Consider the following 20989-nt stretch of genomic DNA (forward strand, 5'->3'; position numbering starts at 1 on the left):
TGTGCCACAACCATGCCTGAGGGTGACGCGCACCCTCTGCGGGCTTGGCTATCAATGCCTCAAGGGAACAGATGCTTTGAAAATGCCTGATTTTTCCGTCGCCTGCTGGTCGGTGCTCCTGGTTCTATTGTTTTCGGTGAATGCACAGGCGCGGCCTCCCGCGCTCGTGGAGTTATTGGTCAACGCCCCGCTCACTGCCCCTCATGTGGAATTTGATCCACACACCAAAGCCTGGCTGGCTACCGACCCCCTGATCAATGTGGCGATCTGGAGCGGCGCGTTACCCCCCTTGCACATGGGGTTCGAGCAAGATCAATTCGAAGGCGTCACGGCCGACTACCTGAACGTGGTGCGCGAGGCCACCGGGCTGCGCATGAAAATCTGGCGTTACGCGACCCGGGCCAAGGCCAGGGAGGCGCTTGAGCAAGGCCAGGTCGACATGGTGGCGCTGCATGACGTCAGTGAAGGCCAGGACGGAGCAATTACCCAGTCCAGGCCTTACTTGTTGAACCGCAAGGTGATTGTCCGGCATATAGGCGAAACCCAGCTGCCCTCGGCGGACCTGAGTGGACAGCGCCTGGCTTACGTGGGCGACGATACGGTCGGCGCGCTTTTACACAAGCAGTACCCGAACGCGACCCTGATCCAATATTCCAATCATCTCAACAGCCTTACCTCGCTGGTCTATGACCAGGCCGATGCGCTCTGGACCGACGCCATCACGGCCGAATTCCTGATCAGGTTGCTCTTCAGCAATGATGTGTATATTTCCGGCGACGCCCTCTCCACCTCGGCCGATATCAACTTCGCCGTCAGCGACCGCCAACCCCAGCTACTTGCCGCCATCAACAGCGCACTGGACGCCATCTCCCCCGCCGACATGATGCGGATCACCACGCGCTGGGGGCTGAGCAATAACTTCGTGGTCGAGCAACCGCCGCTGAACCTGGATGCCGAGCAAACGGCCTGGCTCGCAGCCCATCGCAAGGTCAAGGTGCTGGTGGCCGGCTCCTACGCGCCCCTGACGTTTTTCGATGATCAGGACCGGCTCCAGGGCCTGGGGGCGGATTTGTTGAAAATCGTCAGCCAGCGTACCGGGCTGGAGTTTGAGATTATTGGCGGCAACAGCCTCCCCTACATGATCAAGCAACTGGAGGAAGGCCAGGCGGAGCTTATCGCGGCCGTGAGCATTGGCGATTTACGACTCTCCCCCGAGCAATACACACGGCCCTATCTGATAAGCCCCTTTGTCGCGGTAAGCCGTTCAGGGGGGCAGATCAAGGGCCTTGAAGACCTCAAGGGCAAACGCCTGGCCGTGGCTACCGGCAACCCACTGTCGCAATGGCTGGCTCGGTACCACCCTGAAATCATCCAGATTCCGGTCCCCACGGCGGTGCGCGGGATCGAACTGCTGTCTGACGGTGACGTCGATGCCAGCGTGCATACCCGCTTCGGTGCCGACTACTTTATCAAGCACCATTTCCAGCAGGATCTTAAGATTGCTGCCGTGATCGGTCCCACTCCGGCACGGGTTTCGATGGCAGTCAGTGCCGACGACCTTCCTCTGAAAAGCATCATCAACAAGGTGCTGCTGGGCATTCCTCCCGAGGAGCTCAAGACCTTGAGCGACCGCTGGCGCAATCATGCGGCCCCAGCGGTCTCCAGTTCATGGAATACCTATAAGGACGACGTTTATAAAGTTGTCGGTGTGGCCATCGCCTTCGTCCTCGCGTTTCTGGTGTGGAACTACTACCTGCAGATCCAGATCAAGAAACGGCGGAGTGCCGAATTGGCCCTCAGTGACCAGTTGGCCTTCAGCAAAACCCTGATCGACGGCTCCCCCATCGCCCTATATGTACGAGACAAGGCCGGACGGCTGGCTCACTGCAATCGCGCCTATCTGGAGTTTTTACAGACGACGCCGGAAGAGGTGATTGGCAAGACCCTGCTCGACGCCGGCGTCATCTCACCGCAGTTGAGTCGCCAGTACCAAAAAATCTATCAGGACACCCAACACCACGGTGAACCGACATTCGCGGACCTGGAAATCGACGTCAAAGGCCGCCAACACCGGATCTATCACTGGACCCTGCCCTACCAGAGCAGCGCGGGAGAATTTTCGGGGGTGATCGGCGGCTGGCTGGACATCAGCGAACGTGAACAATTGATGGAACAGTTGCAGCAGGCTCTGGAGGCCGCTGATGAGGCCAACGATTCCAAATCGATTTTCCTGGCAAGCATGAGCCATGAAATTCGCACGCCCATCAGCGCGCTGATCGGGTTGATCGAGATGCTTCGCGTGCGCGGTGGCACCGCGCAACAGATCGATGAAAACCTCACCGTGGCGCATCAATCGGCGCAGTCGTTGCTGTCGTTGATCGGCGACATTCTGGACCTGTCGAAAATCGAGGCCGGCGCCATGCAGCCGTCCCCGCGCCCTACCCAACTCGGCGAACAGCTGCGCTCCATTCACAAGCTGTTCCAGGTCAACGCGCACAATAAAGGGCTGCGCTTCGACCTGCTGCTGAAGGCCCGTGATCAGCAGGTGATCATCGACACGCTGATGCTGGACCAGATTGTCGCGAACCTGATCAGCAACGCCATCAAGTTCACCCAACAAGGCTTTGTCGAGCTGTCCTTGAAACAGCTGCCGAACGATGCCGCTACAGGTTTTGGCAGCTACCTGATCGAAGTGCGTGACTCAGGATGTGGGTTGAACGAGCAGCAGAAAAAGGCGATCTTCGAACCCTTCGTTCAAGTGGCGCCCGCCGCTACCATCAGTGGGCGCAGTACCGGCTTGGGCTTGAGCATCTGCACCCGCGTGGCGACACTGATCGATGCCCGGCTGAGCGTTGACAGCCAGCCCGGTAAGGGGTCGTGCTTCCAGCTTCGCTTCACGGCTGAGCGATCAGCTCTGGCGCCCGCCCTCGCCACCATTGCGGCCCCGACCCAAACGGGTCGCAGCCTGAAGATCCTGGTGGTGGAAGACCATGCGCCCAATCGCCTGTTGCTTTGCCAGCAAATCGAATACCTGGGCCATCGCGCCGTGGCCTGTGACAACGGCGAGACCGCGTTGGCCGAGTGGAAACAGGCCCAGCCGCCCTTCGACCTGACCATCACCGACTGCAACATGCCTCATATGGACGGCTATGAACTGACCCGGCAGATGCGCGAGAGCGAACAGTCCCGCGCGCTCGGCGCCCATCCAGTCTTCGGCCTTACCGCCCACGCCCAGTCGCACATCATCCAGGACTGCCTGGACGCAGGCATGACCCAATGCCTGTTCAAACCCCTGGGCATCGAGGCCCTGACCCAGCATATCGGCAACGTCTCGGCCCAGGTCGAACGCCGGGAGAGAGCCTCCCGCGTCAAGGGCAGCGAGCTGCAGAAGCTCAAAGCCCTGGCGCCCGAGGCCTATGCGTCCCTGGTCAACGAGTTCATCACCACCAACGGGGCCGATGGCGCTCGACTTGAACAGCTCAGGCTCGATAACGAATTCGAAAAAATGGTCAGCCTGGCCCACAAAATAAAGGGTGGTGCGCAAATGGCCCATGCCGTGGAGATGGTTGATGCCTGCGTGGCGCTGGAGGCATCGGCAACCCTGCGTGATGCGGCGGCCTGCGATCAACAGGTCAAGCGGATCTTGAGCGCCATGCAGGTACTGGAAGAAGAATTGCTGGCCAGTCTTTGAGCAAATTCAAAGTAAAAAAAACCGCCGAGCCTGGGGTTCAAGCACGACGGTAAATCAAGAAGCGATGCTTCTTGAGAGCGGGTTCGTAGCGGATGCCCATCCGCCAGGCAATCAACGCCAACAAGCGCGATGCAGTCCCTGCGGGACTGACTCAGGGCTCGGCGCGGTCAAGCTCCACGCGAATCGCCACGCGGCGGTTCGGGGCATAGCAATTGATCTGTTCCAGCCGTGGTCCGTAGCAGGTATGTACCACCGGTTCGCGGCTGCCGGCGCTGTCGGTGCTGAGGATCGACTCGGCCATGCCACCGTCCACCAGCATCTGGCGCACGGTATGGGCCCGTCGCTCGCCCAGCAGTTGGTTGTCGCTGGCGGTGCCGAACGGGTCGGTATGGCCCGTCACCCGGACCTGTTTGATCTGCGCTTCATCGCGCTGCAACTCACCAAGCAAACGCTCGATGGCAGTGCGCCCCGCCGTGCTGATATCGCGGTAGTCGGACTTGCCATGGGCAAACAGCACATCGCTGGCCAAGGTGTAGTGCTTGAAGCGCTCATCGTCCTTCAAGTACTCGTAATAGCGACAGGCCTCGACGTTGGTGGCACGCGACAACGCATGCATCTGTGAACGCGTGGCCTTCAGCTCGCGCTCGGCCTCTTCGCGGTTCAACGGCATCGGGAAAGTACCGCCGTCTTCACGCACTTTCAGGTAGTAGGTGCGCCCGCCTTCCAGGTTGGCCAGGTACAGGTCCGTGGTTTTTCCTTTGTAGGTCGGCGCATCGTTCAGGTAAGCACCCAGCGTATGGCTGCCGGGAGCCAGGCAGAAGCTGGTGAAGCCACCCGGCAACAGGCCGGTGTGAAACTCCCGGTCGATGTACACATGGGCGGCACCGGCGCGTTGCACGCCGTCCTTGCTGCGGTAATACACCACCTGCGTCTGGTCCACCGCTACCGGCGGCGGCGGTATATAAGCGGCATAGAACACCCGCCCCGCCACTTGACCGGCCTTGGGCTCCTGCGCCAATGCGGGATAGCTTGCCAGTAAGGTGGCGCCTGTCAGCAGGCCCGCCAGTGTTGTGTTTCGCATGAGTGTCATCGTGGTTCCATCGCCAACGCCAACATCGGGCCCTGGGAAAAAAAACAGAATGGGGCTGGTGTTGAGGACCAACCGTTTGAGTCGGAATTATCCGACGGCGCACCTTGTGCAGCTATAAGACACGTCTCAGAAACGCCCAAACAGGCCAGATGATGACCCCGTCCCTGTAGGAGGGATTTTCAACAGCGGCCTTTGAGCAGGCAAAAAAAACCCGACGCCATCCGTGCATCGGGTTAAAACCAGGAGAGAGGAATCTGCCTGGGAGTATCAGGTGTGTGTATCAGTTGCGCGTATCGACCCGCACCACCACACGACGGTCAACGGCGTAGCAGGCGATCTGCTCGGAGCGCGAGCCGTTGCAAGCGTTGCTCACTGGCTGATCGGAACCGGCACTGCTGGCGGTGACCGACGAGGCGCGCAAGCCGCCGTCGAGCAACAGGCTGCGCACGGTCTGTGCACGCTTGAGGCCCAGGGTGTAGTTGGAGGCAGTAGAGCCGATAGCATCGGTATGGCCGACCACTTCAACACGGTCCAGGTTGGTGTTTTCCTGCTTCAGCTGGGTGACCAGTTGGCGAATGGCTTCGCGGCCCTTGAACGTAATGTCCTGGGTACCGGATTTGCCGAAGGCAAACAGCACGTCACCGGACAAGGCGTAGTCCTTGTACTGCGCTTGCACCGGCATCGGCAGGTAGTCACAGGCCTGCACGGTCGAAGCGCGGGACAGCGCCTGGACCTGCTTGCGCATGCCCATCAGCGCACGTTCGGCTTCTACACGAGTCACGGCTTGCGGCGCGCCGTAGCCGTCTTCGCGTACTTGCAGGAAGTAGGTCTTGCCGCCTTCCAGGTTGGCCGAGAACACGTCGGTGCTCTTGCCTTTGTACTGCGGCGCGTCTTTTACGTAGGCGCCCAGGCTGTGATTGCCCGGCGCGACGCAAAAGCTGCTGAAGCCACCCGGCAACAGGCCGGCGTGAAACTCGCGGTCCACATACACATGGGCGGCGCCCTGCTGGGTGCCCATGCCATTGGCGCGGTAATACACCACTTGCACCTGACGCTCGGAGACCGGCGCCACGGGGGTGTATTGAGTGCCGAAGACCTTGCTCGATACAGCACCGGGCATGAACTCCTCGGCCGTGGCGAACTGGGCACTGGCCAAGGCCACACTCAGTAGTGCAACGTTAAAAATGTTTATACGTTTAAACATGATCATGACTCCACCGTGGGCACCCGCAGGCGCCCGCAGCTATTGAATGAGTTGAGGCTGGCCAGGCCAACCGTTTGGCAACGCAAGCCGTACGCAGGCCAGGCCTGCGCACGGTGTTCGCGTTTACACCAGGTTGGTGGTTACCCCGTCTTGCACCAGCAGCTGGGCATCGAGTGAGGAGTGTTGGAACACGTTGTACGTCACGCCTTCCACAATCACCTGGCCTTGACCTGCCCAATCACCCGGGTCGGTACCGTCAGCCAACAGGTCGTCGAGGTTGACGACGTCGCCGGCGTTGCCTTTGATCATCATCTGGACCGACTCGTCTTCGGTGAAGATCGAGGATTCGCCCAATTCCAGAACATCGCCCAGATTGAGGTTCAGGGTGTTATTGCCGGTGCCGGTGAGGTCGATGATTTCGATCGATTCAAGCTTGCCGGCGATGGCGGTGAGGTCCAAGAGCTGACCCGTGCCAGCCAGGTTTAACGTATCAATACCTGCGCCACCAAGAATGGCACTATCAGCATTATCTAGAACACTTACATCAGAGACATTAAAGAAGTTATCTGCACTGGACCCATAATACTCTCCATGGTCACCCACAGACTGCACTACAGGAATATCCAGAACTCGCCCCTCCACTTTAATATTGTCAATCTGAATCCCGTCCACGGGATCATTTATATTAAGAACTACAGAGCCAATTTGCTCCCCAGGTGGGGCAACGTAATTGAAATCTCTTGCTCCAGCCAAAATCATTACAGAGTCCAAGACGCTACCATCAGGCCTCAATATCTGCACAACATTATTACCCTCAACCCCAACCATTTGAAATCCGATCTCTGTCGACGGAGCATCCAAAGTAATTGTGGTTATCGCATTATGAAGCCACACACTCGTGGTCGGCATATTGATATTATTAACAACTTCAATTGAGGCCGAAGTGGAGCTAATGGTCATCATTTCAAGGTCTAAACTTGTAGATGGGCCCGCCACTACCTGATCATTAAATGTTTCTGTAAAAGACTCCCTCAAATAGCCTGAGTAGTTTCCGACCTGATCAATTACAGCAGCACTAACATCCAACGACCCAGGAGCAATTGCAAAATCAACAGTACCTGCCGAAATATCTTCCGAAGTCAGTGTATGAAGAACACGAGCACCATCAACGACAAGTTGGATCTTATCGCCAACATTAACATCTCCCCCGACAAACGTTACTGTTGCTGTAGTTCCACTCACCAGAATCCCAGTAGGCGGATTTGGTGCGATTGTATCAAGAATGACAGACTGCTCCGTTGTATTGGCATTCCCCGCCAGATCCACAACTCGAGTCTGAATGGTCCAGTCACCGGTCTGGCTGTTCTGATCGAGGAAGCTCCAGCTCCCATCGGCGTTCATCAACGCGTCAAGCCAGGTAGCACCACCGTCGGTGGAAACTTGAACCTTCTCTCCGGCTACCAATGCCGCTGTCAAAGAGCCCTGAATCAAACGCCCAGCACTGCCATCGTTGGTGAGAAAATCGCCGCTGTCCGCACCGCTGTCCTTACCCATACTCTCGACAACCGCCGAGGCGATTGGGACATCGGTATCAATAATCACCGTCCACGAATCAGACGGCGCGCTCTGGTTACCGGCCGGATCCTGCGCAATCACATCGAACTCGTTAGTCGAGCCATTGTTGAGCGGCGGGTTCGGCGTGAAGCTCCAGGAACCATCCGGTTGAACGGTGACGCGATCGATTTCAACGCCGTTGTTGCGCACAATGATGGTGTCGCCCGCTTCACCACGGCCAGACAGGGTCGGCGTGGTGTCATCGGTGCTGGAACCATCAGGCAACGAGCCCTGGATGGCGCCCACATCATCGGTTACATCATCAATAGTCGGCGGCGCCGAAGGCGTCAGGTCGATGTCCAGGTTGAAGTCGGCAGTCGGCGCGCTTTCGCCACCGGCTGCGGTGACCACGGTGGCGGTAAAGGCATAGCTGCCTTCTGGCAAGGCCGGCATAACCGTGTATTCCCAACGTCCGTTGATGACCGGCACACCGGTTGCCAGCAGATTACCGTCCAGGTAGATATTGACGGTCGAACCTGGGGTGGCCTGGCCATTCAATGTCGGTGTGCTGTCATCGGTAACGCTGCCGCTGGCCAGTGGATCCTGGACCGGGCCGACGTTATCCGTCGCTTGCTCGATGCTGATAGCCACGGCCGAGGTATCGACGGTGAAGTCGATCGGCGTGCTTTGCGGGCTACGGTTACCCGCGGCGTCCACGACCACAGTGCTGAAGCTGTGCGGACCGTCAGCCAAGGCAGGGGCCGGGGTGTAGGTCCAGTCACCTGCGCCATCGACCGGTACACGGCCGATTTCCACACCGTTGTCGTAGATGATCAGGGTGGTGTTCGGCTCGGCAGTACCGCTGTAGGTCGGGGTACTGTCATCGGTGGTGCTACCGCTGGCGATCGGGCCGACGATGGCGCCGACGTTATCGTCCAACTGGCTGGCATCTGCCGCCGCAGGCGGAGTGACATCCACGGTGATCGGGTAATCACCGGTTGGCGGGCTGACATTGCCGGCGGCGTTGGTGGCGGTGGCGGTCAGGTTGTTAAGGCCTGGGGTCAGTGCTGGTACCGGGGTGATAGTCCAGTTGCCTGCGCCATCGGCAATCACACTGCCCACTGCCACGCCATTGGCGAACAGGGTCACGGTGGAGAACGGCTCAGCCGTACCGCTGACCTGTGGCTCGGTGTCGTTGGTGCTTTGACCCGGCATGACGTTGCCAACTACATCGGCCACGTCATCGTGAACGCCGGTGATGCTCGGCGCGGGTGGTGTACCGCCGGCAACCAGCTCGAAATCGACGCTGTTGGACGGATCGCTGATGTTGCCAGCGGCGTCTTCGGCCCTTGCGCTCAGGTCATGCGGACCGTTGAGCAGTGGCGGAGTCGGAGTGAACGTCCAGCGACCATCGGTACCGACCGGCGCGCGACCGATTTCGAGGCCATTGTCATAGATGACGACGGTGGTGTTTGGCTCAGCCTGACCGCTGATGTCCGGCTGGGCATCGTCGGTGATGTCGCCCGGCAGGATATTGCCGGTGGAAGTGCCCTGGTCATCGAACACGCTGTCGATGGTCGGGGCCACGGGGGCCACGGTGTCGATGATCACGGTCCACGAATCGGACGGCGCGCTCTGGTTACCGGCCGGATCCTGCGCAATCACATCAAACTCGTTGGTCGAGCCATTGTTGAGCGGCGGGTTCGGCGTGAAGCTCCAGGTGCCATCCGGTTGAACGGTGACGCGATCGATTTCAACGCCGTTGTTGCGCACAATGATGGTGTCGCCCGCTTCACCGCGGCCCGACAGGGTCGGCGTGGTGTCATCGGTGGTGGCGCCATCGAGCAACGAACCCTGGACCGAACCGACGTCATCACGCACGTCTTCGATGGTCGGGGCCGCCGAAGGGGTCAAGTCGATTTCCAGGTTGAAGTCGGCAGTCGGTGCGCTTTCGCCACCGGCTACGGTCACAACTGTGGCTGTGAAGGCATAGCTGCCTTCCGGCAAGGCCGGCGTAACCGTGTATTCCCAACGACCGTTAATGACCGGCACACCGGTCGCCAGCAAGTTGCCGTCCAGGTAGATATTGACGGTCGAACCTGGGGTGGCCTGGCCATTCAACGTCGGTGTGGCGTCATCGGTGATGCTTCCGCTGGACAGCGGGTCCTGGATCGGGCCGACGTTATCCGTCGCTTGTTCGATGCTGATGGCCACGGCCGAGGTATCGACGGTGAAGTCGATTGGCGTGCTTTCCGGGCTACGGTTGCCGGCAGCGTCCACCACCACGGTGCTGAAGCTGTGCGGGCCGTCAGCCAGCGCAGGTGCCGGAGTGAAGCTCCAGTTACCAGCACTGTCCACCGGCACACGGCCGATCTCAATACCGTTGTCATAGATGATCAGGGTGGTGTCTGCCTCGGCGGTCCCGCTGTAGGTCGGGGTGCTGTCGTCAGTGGTGCTGCCGTCGGCAATCGGGCCGACAATGGCGCCGACATTGTCTTCGAGCAGGCTGGCATCCGCCGCCACAGGTGCGGTGGTGTCCACGGTGATCGGGTAATTGCCGGTCGATGGGCTGGTATTACCGACCGAGTTGGTGGCGGTGGCGGTCAGGTTGTTCAGGCCTGCGGTGAGTGCCGGCGCCGGGGTGATGGTCCAGTTACCCAACGCATCGGCGACAACGCTACCGACTGGCACACCATTGGCGAACAGGGTCACGGTGGAGAAGGCCTGGGCCGTACCGCTGACTTGTGGCTCGGTGTCGTTGGTGCTTTGGCCGGGCATGACGTTGCCAACTATATCGGCCACGTCATCGTGAACACCAGTGATGCTTGGCGCGGGTGGTGTGCCGCCTGCGAGCAATTCAAAGTCGACGCTGTTGGAAGGATCGCTGATGTTACCGGCAGCGTCTTCGGCTTTGGCCGTCAGGTCATGCGGACCATTGAGCAACGGAGGAGCCGGAGTGAAGGTCCAGCGACCATCGGTACCGACCGGCGCGCGACCGATTTCGAGGCCATTGTCGTAGATGATTACGGTGCTGCCTGGCTCGGCCTGGCCGCTGATTTCCGGCTGGGCATCGTCGGTAATGTCGCCCGGCATGATGTTGCCGGTGGAGCCGCCCTGGTCATCGAACACGCTGTCGATGGTCGGGGCCACGGGGGCCGTGGTGTCTACGATGATGATGTACGGATCCGACGGTTCGCTGGCGTTGCCAGCCGGGTCGGTGACGATCACGGTGATCGGGTGTGGACCGTCCACGAGGGCTGGGTCCGGGGTGAACTCCCAACGGCCGTCATCGCCAACGATGGCTTCGCCGATCGGCACGCCAGCGTCAATGATGGTGACTTTATCGCCAGGTTGCAGGCCACTGCCGCCAAAGGTCGGCGTGCCGTCATCGGTGGTGCCGCCGTTGCCGACGTCGCCGGTGATCGGGCCTACGTTGTCGATGGCTTCTTCAATGCCACCGGTACCGGTGCCTGGCTTGACCGGGGCAGTGGTGTCAACGATGACGATGTACGGATCGGATGGCTCGCTGACGTTACCGGCAGGATCGGTCACGATCACAGTGATCGGGTGTGGGCCTTCAATCAGGGCTGGGTCCGGAGTGAACTCCCAACGACCGTCGTCACCAACAATGGCTTCGCCGATTTCCACGCCATCATCGATGATGGTAACCGTGTCGCCAGGTTGCAGGCCGCCGCCGCCAAAGGTCGGGGTGCCGTCGTCGGTGGTGCCGCCGTTGCCGACGTCGCCGGTGATCGGGCCTACGTTGTCGATGGCTTCTTCGATGCCACCGGTACCCACGCCTGGTTTGACGGGTGCGGTAGTGTCGATGATCACGATGTACGGATCCGACGGCTCACTTTTGTTTCCGGCCGGGTCAGTCACGATCACGGTGATCGGGTGTGGGCCTTCAATCAGGGCAGGGTCGGGAGTGAACTCCCAACGACCGTCGTCGCCAACAATGACTTCGCCGATTTCCACACCATCGTCGATGATGGTCACGGTATCGCCCGGAGTCAGGCCACCGCCGCCAAAGGTCGGGGTACCGTCGTCGGTCACGCCGCCGTTGCCGATGTCGCCGGTGATCGGGCCGACGTTGTCGATAGCTTCTTCAATACCACCGGTACCGATGCCTGGCTTGACCGGCGCGATGGTATCGATGATTACGATGTACGGGTCGGAGGGCAGGCCAGCGTTACCGGCTGCATCCGTGGCCACGGTGGTAAAGCTGTATTCGCCGTCCGCCAGGGCTGGCGATGGGGTGAATGACCAGGTGCCGTCTTCTTCAACCACGGTCTCGCCGATTTTTTCGCCGTTGGCGAACACTTCCAGCTTGGCGCCTGCCTCGGCAGTACCGCTCAGGGTCGGGGTGTTGTCATCGGTCAGACCGTTTTGCGCGATAAGGCCGGTCTGGTCGCCGAAGTCATCGGTGATCGCGTCAATGGCGGATTTGCCCGGCGCGGTGATGTCGACAATGAAATCGAATTCGTCGGATGGCCCGCTGACGTTACCGTCCTTGTCCTTTTCGACAACGATGATCGAGTGCTCGCCTTCAGGCAATGGCGTGGTGGGGGTGTATTCCCATTTGCCGTCGTCGCCGACCACGACTTCGCCGATCGGCTTGCCGTTGTCTTCAATGATGATGATATTGCCCGGCGTACCGGTGCCGCCGAAGGTCGGCGTGGTGTCGTCGGTGGCGCCGCCGTTTTTGATCGGGCCTTGATCCGCACCAACGTTGTCAGTGGCGCCGCCAATGACAGGGGTGTCCAAGCCAGGCTTGCCGCCTTCTTCATGATGCTTGTTGTCGTCATCGTCGCGGGCCAGCTTGTAAGCCGCACCCAGCAGACCTAACGCGCCCAGGCCCAGCAGAGCGGGCCAGAACCAGCCGAGGCCAGTACCAGCAATCAGGCCTTCGCCAAAACCAACCAGCTCCTCGGAACCCAGCACTTGCGGGGAGGAAACGCCATCGGCCAGAAAGGCTGCAGCGTGATCGCTTTCAGCGTCAGACGAAATGTACTCGTAGTAGGCACCGTCTTCCGCCACACCGACCAGTTGGCCAGGGTGCTCGTAGAAGCCTTCGATGATCAGTTGCGAATGGTCGGGGTCGGTACCTTCAGTGGCCACATGCAGGTCGTTGCCGACGCGCTTGATGGTCAGGTTCTCGGGGGCAACCGGTTTTTCACCGCCCTCGGCGAGAATGTACTTGCCATCCTTTACCGCTTTGATGCGCACAGGGGCGCCCTGTTGGGTGGTGCGAAGCTCCACCGATTCGGTAATTGTTTTGCCGTCCACCACGGCGACGTTCACTGCGTTTGTGTTCAAAGTGATGCCTTCATTCGTCAGGTTAGTCTCCGTGCCGGTGTTTCGGCACGTCTGAATTTTCCCTGGACACCCATTCGAAAGCGGCACCCAGGAATAGGACGAATGTTGACGACCGGCGAACGCTGTCGATATGAGACATGTCCCAAAACCCGGAATAATCCTACGAGCAATACGGCAACTACTGACTTACACATGGCACTTTTCAAACTCGACGATGGACGTCTTAGTTCACGTACACACCTTTGTCCGCGGAATAAATGAACACTCAATTATCGGAAATTGAGACAAGTCCTACATTGACGGTGATGCGTTCTGAGTGAGCCTAAAAAGGTAACGCTCCTACCACGTATCGCGGCCTAGCCCTTGTCCCAGCAACACACTGTCGGTTGGAGGGTCGCTTTCTCATCAATAGCCAGGAATCCCGAATGAAGGCTCCCTTTCTCCTCAATGTATTCACCCCGCTGCGGTTGGCGTGCGTGCTCGCCACCAGCGCCCTGCCTTTCTCGGCCCAGGGCGCGGACCTGACTCGTGATAATGGCGCCGCCGTCGGCGATAACCAGAACTCGCAAACCGCCGGTGCCTACGGCCCGGTGCTGCTGCAGGACGTGCAATTAATCCAGAAGCTGCAACGCTTCGACCGCGAGCGCATTCCCGAGCGCGTGGTGCATGCCCGTGGCACCGGGGCCCATGGTTCCTTTACCGCCACCGACAGCCTCGGCGTGCTGACCAAGGCCAAGCTGTTTACCTCCGGCACGGTCACTCCGGTATTCGTCCGCTTCTCGTCTGTGGTACACGGCACGCACTCCCCTGAAACCCTGCGTGACCCGCGCGGTTTCGCCACCAAGTTCTACACCGCCGATGGCAACTGGGACCTGGTGGGCAATAACTTCCCGACCTTTTTCATCCGCGATGCGATCAAGTTCCCGGACATGGTCCATGCGTTCAAACCCGACCCCCGCACCAACCTTGACGATGACTCGCGCCGCTTCGATTTCTTCTCTCATGTACCGGAAGCGACCCGCACATTGACCGAGCTGTATTCCAATGCGGGCATCCCGGCCAGTTACCGGGAAATGGACGGCAACGGCGTACATGCCTACAAGTTCGTCAATGACAAGGACGAGGTGAACTACGTCAAGTTCCACTGGAAGAGCCTGCAAGGCACCCGCAATTTATCGCCTAAAGAAGTCGCCCAGGTACAGGGGGCCGATTACAGCCATATGACCCAGGACCTGGTCAGCCATATCAATAAGGGCAACTTTCCAAAGTGGGATCTGTATATCCAGGTAATCAGGCCGCAGGAGCTGGGTAACTTCGAGTTTGATCCGCTGGACGCCACCAAAGTCTGGCCGGACGTACCGCTGCGCAAAGTCGGGCAAATGGTCTTGAACCGTAACCCGACCAACGTCTTCCAGGAAACCGAGCAAGTAGCGATGGCCCCATCCAACCTGATCCCGGGCATCGAGCCTTCGGAAGATCGCCTGTTGCAGGGACGTTTGTTTTCCTATGCCGATACCCAGATGTATCGCTTGGGCGCCAATGCGCAGATGTTGCCGATCAACGCGCCGAAAAAAGCCGTCAACAACGGCAACCAGGACGGTGCAATGAACGCCGCCAGCAGCACCACCGGCATCAACTACCAGCCAAGCCGCTCACTTATGCGAGAAGAACCGACCAGCGCTCGCTACAGCATGCTACCGCTGTCGGGCAACACTCAGCAGGTCAAGATCCAGCGTGAGCAGAACTTCAAGCAGGCGGGCGATCTGTACCGCTCATTCAGCAAAAAAGAACGTCAGAACCTGATCGAAAGTTTCGGCGGTTCACTCGCCAGTGCGGACGACCAGAGCAAGCACCACATCCTGTCCTTCTTGTACAAGGCTGACACCGAATACGGCACTGGCGTGGCCAAGATCGTCAACGGCGACCTTGCTCGCGTTCAGTTGCTGGCTGCTGACTTGACGGACTGAGTCATGGGTAGCAATGCCCCTGGATATCGACACATAGCCCGAACGCCTCTACTTCTGTAGCCGCTGCCGAGTCGGCAGCGGCTACAGAAGCAAGCGTGACCTACAGCACAGAACAAAGGGGGCGTCGTGCCTGATAAGGAATTGAAAATACTCATCGCGGACACCAGCCTGCCTCGGTTGATCCAAATTGAGAAATGCCTGAATACGTTGGGTTACTACCGGATTCTCGCCTTGCAAAGCAGCGAAGACCTTCACGTCGTGAACCACAGTCTCATCGACTATTTTGACGTATTGATTGCCAACAAAGCCCTGGCTTCGAACATTAACCCCCCTTTCCCACGGCTGGCCCGACAAAGTACCGACAAGGTCCCCCCTACGCTGCTGTATGACCGCTTGCATTCCCCGCCTACTCTTGAACTCATCGAGCATTTCATGGCGGAGATCGATCCGCCCTCCCCCTTTGCGTGCCTCAGACATCTGCCGTGGGCCAAAGGCTCTCGCCCAGGCGTTACAGACCAATGAATCATGCTATCTGCCTGCCCATCTTTACCGCCTGTGTCTTGAGCCTGGCGGGATGTGCTCAATCAACGCCACATCCTGACCTCATACAGGCCCGTGAGCTTTTTACACAACTTCAGAACAAGCCTGAGTCATTCACATTAGTCGTCAGCGAAGTCAGAGAAGCATTTGCCGTGCTGATCAAGGCCGACCTGTTATCCAACACCGATATTGACTCACCTGAAGTAAGCCGACTGTCGCAGTTGGCCATGCACAAGATTGCGCTTGCAGAACAGGCAATAGCCACGCGCAAACCTGAGCGGTCGATCAATCGACAGAGACAGACGCAATGCAAACCGATTTATTGCACACCCTGATTCAGCATCTGAACATGAACGTCATAGCGCTGGAGAGCACCACTGAAGACCTTGGGAGGTGGATCAATGATGCGGGCGTCACAACGACGGCCGCTCAGCTATCCAGGCAGCTTGAGGTCATCGAGGAAAACGCGCAGATCATCGCCTGGGTTTTGGCTGGTTTTATCCACCCGCAATCGGGTAACAGCGCCGTGGGTATAGAAAAATACCGCTATAAAAAAAGTCCGCGAACGGACTTTTGGAGGGTCATGACCGGTTATTCGAGGCCAGGATAATGCCGGCCGACGGTCTTGCCTGAACAGGAAACTATTTGATAGCACTCAATGAAAGCGCTTCGCGGTGAAATAACTTTTATTCCAGTAGCTATTGTTCAGCGAGTCGATACGAATGCTTTTTCCTGTTCTGGGTGCATGAATAAATCGATTATCGCCAATATAAACCCCCACATGATTCATGCGACTGCCGCTGTTGTGTTTGAAGAAAACAGCGTCTCCGGATTTCAGTTCATCACGATAAACCGTTTTAGCCTTTGAACTGAGCATCGAGGACGTCGTTCGGGGAATATTTATCCCGCCCTCACTGCGAAAAAGATAAACAAGCAACCCGCTGCAGTCAAAGCCTTTACTCACCGAATTACCGCCCCACAGGTAAGGGACGCCAATCAACTCGTGAGCACGATTGATAAGATTATCCATATAGCCTGACGATTCAGGATTAACATTTTGACCCTGGCTCGCGCCTGTCGACTTGCTAGAAGAGTTTTGTTTTGTAGAAGCAAATAAATAGTCCGAAAACAAATAACTGAACACAATCATTAATGTAAACTTTGACACTTTATGCACCGAAAGATAGAGGTAAGTTGGTTGGGGGTGCAATAGTATTCAGGTGGCGACGGCCATCACATAAGACTTGTCTCAGTCATACCCAAAAGCGTGTAGGAATCGACGAACGGGAGTAATGGATATTGTCGTGGACCCCACCCATTAGCGGCTGCAATGGTGACCTACCGTGTATGAACGCGTATCGGGAACCTGACTAGATCTCATGGCGACAGGGCTGTCCCAATGGTCCTGAGCGATTCGCCGACAACAGGCCAGAAGGCTCGCTGAGCCGCAAAAACCGGGAGCCCATGCATAGCAGGCCCCCGGAGAACGCTCTATTGCGGTTTGCGATAGCTGTTGATAATCGCCGAGAAGTCCTTGCCCCCTTCCCCACGCTGGCTCATCGACTGGTACAACTGCTGGGCCACGGCTCCCAGGATCACGGGTTGCTTGGCCTGCCGCGCTGCTTCAGTGGCCAGGCCCAGGTCCTTGAGCATCAGGTCGGCGCCAAAACCGCCGGTATAGCCGCGCGACGACGGCGCCGTTTCAATCACGCCCGGCCACGGGTTGTAGGTGTCCGAACTCCAGCAGCGCCCGGTGGAGCTGTTGATGATGCCGGCCAGCACCTGGGTATCGATGCCGAGCGCGTCGCCCAGGGCCATGGCTTCACTGACGCCGATCATGCTGATGCCCAGCAGCAGGTTGTTGCAGATCTTGGCGATTTGCCCGGTGCCGACTTCGCCGCAGTGCACGATGTTACGGCCCATGTGCGCCAGCACCGGTTGCAGGGTGGCGAACAGGTCGGGGGTGGCGCCGACCATGAAGGTCAGCGTGCCGGCTTGCGCGCCGCCGGTGCCGCCGGAGACCGGGGCATCGGCCATCACCACACCTTGCCTGGCGGCTGCGGCCGCCACATCGCGGGCGGTCTGCGGGTCGATGGTGCTGCAGTCCACTGCGGGAATGCCTTCGCCGATGCCGGCGAGCACACCGTCTTCATTCAGCCACACGCTGCGTACATGCGCAGCGGCCGGCAGCATGGTGATCACCAGTTCAGCGCCCTGGGCCGCGTTACGCGGTGAGTCGCTGATGCGGCCGCCCAATTCGGCCAGCTCCTTGAGCACGGTCTGGTTCAGGTCGAACAGGTTCAACGCGTGCCCGGCCTTGATCAGGTTGCGGGCCATGGGTGCGCCCATGTTGCCCAGGCCGATAAATGCAATCTTCATGGTCGTCTCCCGGAGTCAGCGCAGGTTGATGGTGGTGTTGACGCCATCGTTGACTGTATCGTCGTCGAACCAGCGGCTGGTGACGGTTTTGGTCTGTGTATAGAACTGCACCACTTGCTTGCCGTACGGGCCGAGGTCGCCGAGCTTGGAGCCACGGGAACCGGTGAAGCTGAAGAACGGTACCGGCACCGGAATCGGAATGTTGATACCGACCTGGCCTACATCGATTTCGCTCTGGAACTTACGCGCCGCCGCGCCGCTCTGGGTGAACAGGCCGGTGCCATTGCCGAACGGGTTGGCGTTGACCAGCGCAATGGCCTCATCGAGGGTATCGACTTCCAGCACCACCAGCACCGGGCCGAAGATTTCCTCGGTGTAGATGCGCATGTCGGTGGTCACGCCCGAGAACAGCGTCGGGCCGACAAAATTGCCGTGCTCGAAACCCGGCACCTTGATGTCACGGCCGTCCAGCTCCAGCTTCGCGCCTTCTTTCACACCGCTTTCGATCAGCTCCAGGATGCGCGCCTTGGCCCGCTTGGAAATCACCGGGCCGACATCGGTGCCCGCTTCGCTGCCCGCGTTGACCTTGAGCTTCTGCGCCAGCGCCTTTAGATTCGGCAACCATTGCCTGGCCGCCCCCACCAGCACCACCACCGAGGTGGCCATGCAACGCTGGCCCGCAGCGCCGAAACCAGCACCAACCAGGGCATTGAGGGTGTGCTCGCGATTGGCATCCGGCAGCACCACCGCATGGTTCTTGGCGCCCATCATCGACTGCACACGCTTGCCGTGTTTACCGGCCAGGTCGTAGACATGCGTGCCCACAGCGGTGGAGCCAACGAACGAAACCGCCTTGATATCCTTGTGGGTGCACAGCGCATCCACCACGTCCTTGCCGCCGTGTACCACATTAAGCACGCCAGCCGGCACACCGGCTTCCAACGCCAGCTCCACCAGTAGCATGGTCGACAACGGGTCCTGCTCGGACGGCTTGAGCACGAAGGTGTTACCGCAGGCGATGGCCATCGGGAACATCCACAGCGGAATCATCGCCGGGAAATTGAACGGCGTGATGCCGGCGCAGACGCCGATGGGCTGGCGCAGGGTGTAGGTGTCGACACCGCCGGCGACGTTCTCGGCGAATTCACCCATTTGCAGGGTGCCGATGGAACAGGCGTGTTCCACCACTTCAAGCCCACGGAAAATATCGCCCTCGGCGTCGGCAATGGTCTTGCCCTGCTCGGCGCTGAGCACCACGGCGATGCGCTTGGAGTGTTCGCGGATCAACGCTTGCAGCTTGAGCATGATGCGCATGCGCGCGCCGATCGGGGTCAGCTTCCAGGTCTGGAAGGCGCGATGAGCAGCGTCGATGGCAGCGTTGACCTCATCGGCCGTGGCGAACGGGACTTTGGCCAGCACCTGCTGGGTAGCGGGGTTGACGATGTCTTGCCACTCGGTGGTCTTGGACTCGACCCACTCGCCATTGATCAGCAACTTGACCTGTTGTACGGAAATATCGGCAGATGCGTTCATGAGGGTCTCCGGAATCTTGTTGTTATGCAGAGAGTGAATCGCCTTGAAGAAGGAGGCGTTCGGACTGTTTTTGGAGTATAGATGTGCAAATCTCTAATAAGAACGCACATAAAAGCCGGTCCAATATGCAAAAAAACATCACATCATTGGGCTCCCTGAACTGGGATGACCTGAAGTTTTTCCTCGAAGTGGCCCGCACCCGCAAGGCCAGCGTGGCCGCCAAGCGCCTGGCGGTGGACTACACCACCGTGTCGCGGCGCATCAGTTCATTGGAAGTGTCACTCGGCACCCTGCTGTTCGAAAAATCCCGGACCAACGGTTTTGTGCTCACCACCGAAGGCCAGCGCTTGCTGGGCTACGCCGAATCCATCGAAAGCACCTTGCACATGGCTTGCGAACAAGTCTCCGGCTCTGGCGTGGCGCTGTCCGGGCATGTGCGCATGGGTTGCACTGAGGGCTTCGGCAGTTTTTTCATCACCCCGCAATTGAGTCATTTCGTCGATACCTACCCGGCGATCTCGGTCGACATCCTGCCGCTGCCGCACTTCATCAGCCTGTCCAAGCGCGAAGCCGACATCGTCATCGCCCTGGAACGCCCGGAACACGGGCCGTATGTGTGCTGCAAACTGTGCGATTACAAGCTGCAGTTATACGCGACCCAGCAATACCTCGACCAACACCCGCCGATCCGCAAATCGGCGGATTTGGCCGAGCATCCGTTTATCAGCTATGTGGATGATTTAGCGTTCAGCTCGGAGCTGCTGTACCTGGCAAATGTAGTGCCCGGCGCCAGCGCCAGCCTGCGCAGCACCAGTGTGATTGCCCAGTACGTGGCGGCGCAGCAGGGGCGGTCGATGGCGATATTGCCGTGCTTTCTGGCGGCGCAGGACCCGCGATTGCTGCCGGTGCTGGGGGAGCAGATCGCGATTACGCGGCAGTTCTGGATGTACTGCCGGGAAGATTTGCGCAAGTTGAAGCGGATTACGTTGTTGTGGGACTACATCCGGGAAGTGACGGAGCAGAATCGGGGGTTGTTGATGGGGGAAACGCGGGAGATGCGGTTTGCTGATTGATAGCACCGCACAAGCGCAAATGTGGGAGGGTGCTTGCTCCCGATGGCGGAGTGTCAGTCACCCGATGTATTGGCTGACACACTGCTATCGGGGGCAAGCACCCTCCCACATTTGGAGTGCATTTCAGGTTGAGGTGGGGGAAATGCTTTAGTCCGCGATGACTACGATTGACACGCGACGATTCTCGGTGCGCCCCGCCGTGGTTGTATTTGCCGCCACCGGCTCGCTGCTGCCCAGGCCGCGCAGTTGGATGTTTTGTTCTTTCATGCCCACCCGGGTCAGCACCTCGCCCACGCTTTTGGCGCGGCGCAGGGACAAGGTCTGGTTGTAGGTTTCTTTGCCCGACGCGTCGGTGTGACCTTCGACGCGTACGCGTTCGATGCCTGCGCCCACCAGGGCCTTGCCGATGCGCTCGACGATGTCGGTGCTGGGCGTGTTGAGGCTTTCGACGTCGCTGCCAAACAGCACCTTGCCAGACAGGCCGAAGGCCCAGCCTTCGTCAGTCAGCTCAAAACCCTGCTGTTTGAGCACGGTGACCTGCGCCGGGGTCAGGCCTTTGGCCGGTGGGGTCTGGCAGCCGCCGAGGGCCAGGCAGGCGACGAGCAAGGTGATGAATAGAACGCGTAGGTTAGAAAACAA

At 59.1% G+C, this 20989-nt stretch carries 13 protein-coding genes; 6 read left to right on the forward strand and 7 right to left on the reverse strand.

Annotated elements, in window-relative coordinates; genetic code table 11:
• The first annotated feature begins 82 nt into the window (after nt 1–82).
• On the forward strand, nt 83–3691 hold the full coding sequence (locus C4J85_RS22750) for a transporter substrate-binding domain-containing protein (protein ID WP_164487871.1): 3609 nt from the start codon (nt 83–85) through the stop codon (nt 3689–3691).
• A gap of 151 nt (nt 3692–3842) precedes the next feature.
• On the opposite strand, the gene C4J85_RS22755 is transcribed toward C4J85_RS22750, so the two are convergent.
• The 3 genes from C4J85_RS22755 to C4J85_RS22765 all read right to left on the reverse strand — a co-directional run bounded on the left by C4J85_RS22755 (nt 3843) and on the right by C4J85_RS22765 (nt 12858).
• Nucleotides 3843–4772 carry an OmpA family protein gene (locus C4J85_RS22755; protein WP_164487819.1) on the reverse strand — a complete coding sequence of 310 codons (930 nt, stop codon included), beginning with the start codon at nt 4770–4772 and terminating at the stop codon, nt 3843–3845.
• 289 nt (nt 4773–5061) lie between these two features.
• Nucleotides 5062–5985: an OmpA family protein gene (locus tag C4J85_RS22760; protein ID WP_124410767.1), complete on the reverse strand. Its 924-nt coding sequence runs from the start codon at nt 5983–5985 to the stop codon at nt 5062–5064.
• Nucleotides 5986–6108: 123 nt separating this feature from the next.
• The gene (locus tag C4J85_RS22765; RefSeq protein ID WP_124410768.1) at nt 6109–12858 is read right to left on the reverse strand and encodes an Ig-like domain-containing protein; all 6750 of its coding nucleotides are present in this window, start codon (nt 12856–12858) and stop codon (nt 6109–6111) included.
• A gap of 425 nt (nt 12859–13283) precedes the next feature.
• Between C4J85_RS22765 and C4J85_RS22770 the strand changes: the two genes are divergently transcribed.
• From C4J85_RS22770 to C4J85_RS22785, 4 genes are all read left to right on the forward strand, one after another.
• The gene (locus tag C4J85_RS22770; protein ID WP_124410769.1) at nt 13284–14825 is read left to right on the forward strand and encodes a catalase; all 1542 of its coding nucleotides are present in this window, start codon (nt 13284–13286) and stop codon (nt 14823–14825) included.
• 126 nt (nt 14826–14951) lie between these two features.
• Nucleotides 14952–15347 (forward strand): chemotaxis protein CheY, encoded by a 396-nt coding sequence (locus C4J85_RS22775; RefSeq protein ID WP_124410770.1) that lies wholly within the window; start codon nt 14952–14954, stop codon nt 15345–15347.
• Complete coding sequence (locus C4J85_RS22780) at nt 15344–15700, forward strand: DUF4398 domain-containing protein (protein ID WP_124410771.1); 357 nt, start codon at nt 15344–15346, stop codon at nt 15698–15700. The genes C4J85_RS22775 and C4J85_RS22780 overlap by 4 nt, the downstream gene beginning before the upstream one ends.
• Nucleotides 15673–15975 carry a hypothetical protein gene (locus tag C4J85_RS22785; protein WP_124410772.1) on the forward strand — a complete coding sequence of 101 codons (303 nt, stop codon included), beginning with the start codon at nt 15673–15675 and terminating at the stop codon, nt 15973–15975. Before C4J85_RS22780 ends, C4J85_RS22785 begins: the two co-directional genes overlap by 28 nt.
• A 45-nt stretch (nt 15976–16020) precedes the next feature.
• Here C4J85_RS22785 and C4J85_RS22790 read toward each other — a convergent pair whose 3' ends face one another.
• The 3 genes from C4J85_RS22790 to C4J85_RS22800 all read right to left on the reverse strand — a co-directional run bounded on the left by C4J85_RS22790 (nt 16021) and on the right by C4J85_RS22800 (nt 19277).
• Entirely contained in the window at nt 16021–16515 is a 495-nt protein-coding gene (locus C4J85_RS22790; RefSeq protein WP_124410773.1) for a C40 family peptidase, read from the reverse strand.
• Nucleotides 16516–16856: 341 nt separating this feature from the next.
• Entirely contained in the window at nt 16857–17744 is an 888-nt protein-coding gene (gene mmsB, locus C4J85_RS22795) for a 3-hydroxyisobutyrate dehydrogenase (RefSeq protein WP_124410774.1), read from the reverse strand.
• Between the two features lie 15 nt (nt 17745–17759).
• Nucleotides 17760–19277, reverse strand: coding sequence for a CoA-acylating methylmalonate-semialdehyde dehydrogenase (locus tag C4J85_RS22800; RefSeq protein WP_124410775.1), 1518 nt, complete (start codon nt 19275–19277; stop codon nt 17760–17762).
• Nucleotides 19278–19402: 125 nt separating this feature from the next.
• Here C4J85_RS22800 and C4J85_RS22805 point away from each other — a divergent pair, with 125 nt between their 5' ends.
• Nucleotides 19403–20350 carry a LysR family transcriptional regulator gene (locus C4J85_RS22805; RefSeq protein ID WP_124410776.1) on the forward strand — a complete coding sequence of 316 codons (948 nt, stop codon included), beginning with the start codon at nt 19403–19405 and terminating at the stop codon, nt 20348–20350.
• Between the two features lie 147 nt (nt 20351–20497).
• On the opposite strand, the gene C4J85_RS22810 is transcribed toward C4J85_RS22805, so the two are convergent.
• Entirely contained in the window at nt 20498–20989 is a 492-nt protein-coding gene (locus C4J85_RS22810) for an OmpA family protein (RefSeq protein WP_124410777.1), read from the reverse strand.

The sequence above is a fragment of the Pseudomonas sp. R4-34-07 genome (assembly GCF_003852375.1).
In the GTDB taxonomy this organism is placed as follows: domain Bacteria; phylum Pseudomonadota; class Gammaproteobacteria; order Pseudomonadales; family Pseudomonadaceae; genus Aquipseudomonas.

Coding starts and splice junctions, on each gene's coding strand:
- C4J85_RS22805 (WP_124410776.1), top strand. CDS start 19,403: ATGCAAAAAAACATCACATCATTGGGCTCCCTGAACTGGGATGACCTG.
- C4J85_RS22780 (WP_124410771.1), top strand. CDS start 15,344: ATGAATCATGCTATCTGCCTGCCCATCTTTACCGCCTGTGTCTTGAGC.
- C4J85_RS22785 (WP_124410772.1), top strand. CDS start 15,673: ATGCAAACCGATTTATTGCACACCCTGATTCAGCATCTGAACATGAAC.
- mmsB (WP_124410774.1), bottom strand. CDS start 17,744: ATGAAGATTGCATTTATCGGCCTGGGCAACATGGGCGCACCCATGGCC.
- C4J85_RS22750 (WP_164487871.1), top strand. CDS start 83: ATGCCTGATTTTTCCGTCGCCTGCTGGTCGGTGCTCCTGGTTCTATTG.
- C4J85_RS22790 (WP_124410773.1), bottom strand. CDS start 16,515: ATGATTGTGTTCAGTTATTTGTTTTCGGACTATTTATTTGCTTCTACA.
- C4J85_RS22755 (WP_164487819.1), bottom strand. CDS start 4,772: ATGCGAAACACAACACTGGCGGGCCTGCTGACAGGCGCCACCTTACTG.
- C4J85_RS22770 (WP_124410769.1), top strand. CDS start 13,284: ATGAAGGCTCCCTTTCTCCTCAATGTATTCACCCCGCTGCGGTTGGCG.
- C4J85_RS22760 (WP_124410767.1), bottom strand. CDS start 5,985: ATGTTTAAACGTATAAACATTTTTAACGTTGCACTACTGAGTGTGGCC.
- C4J85_RS22800 (WP_124410775.1), bottom strand. CDS start 19,277: ATGAACGCATCTGCCGATATTTCCGTACAACAGGTCAAGTTGCTGATC.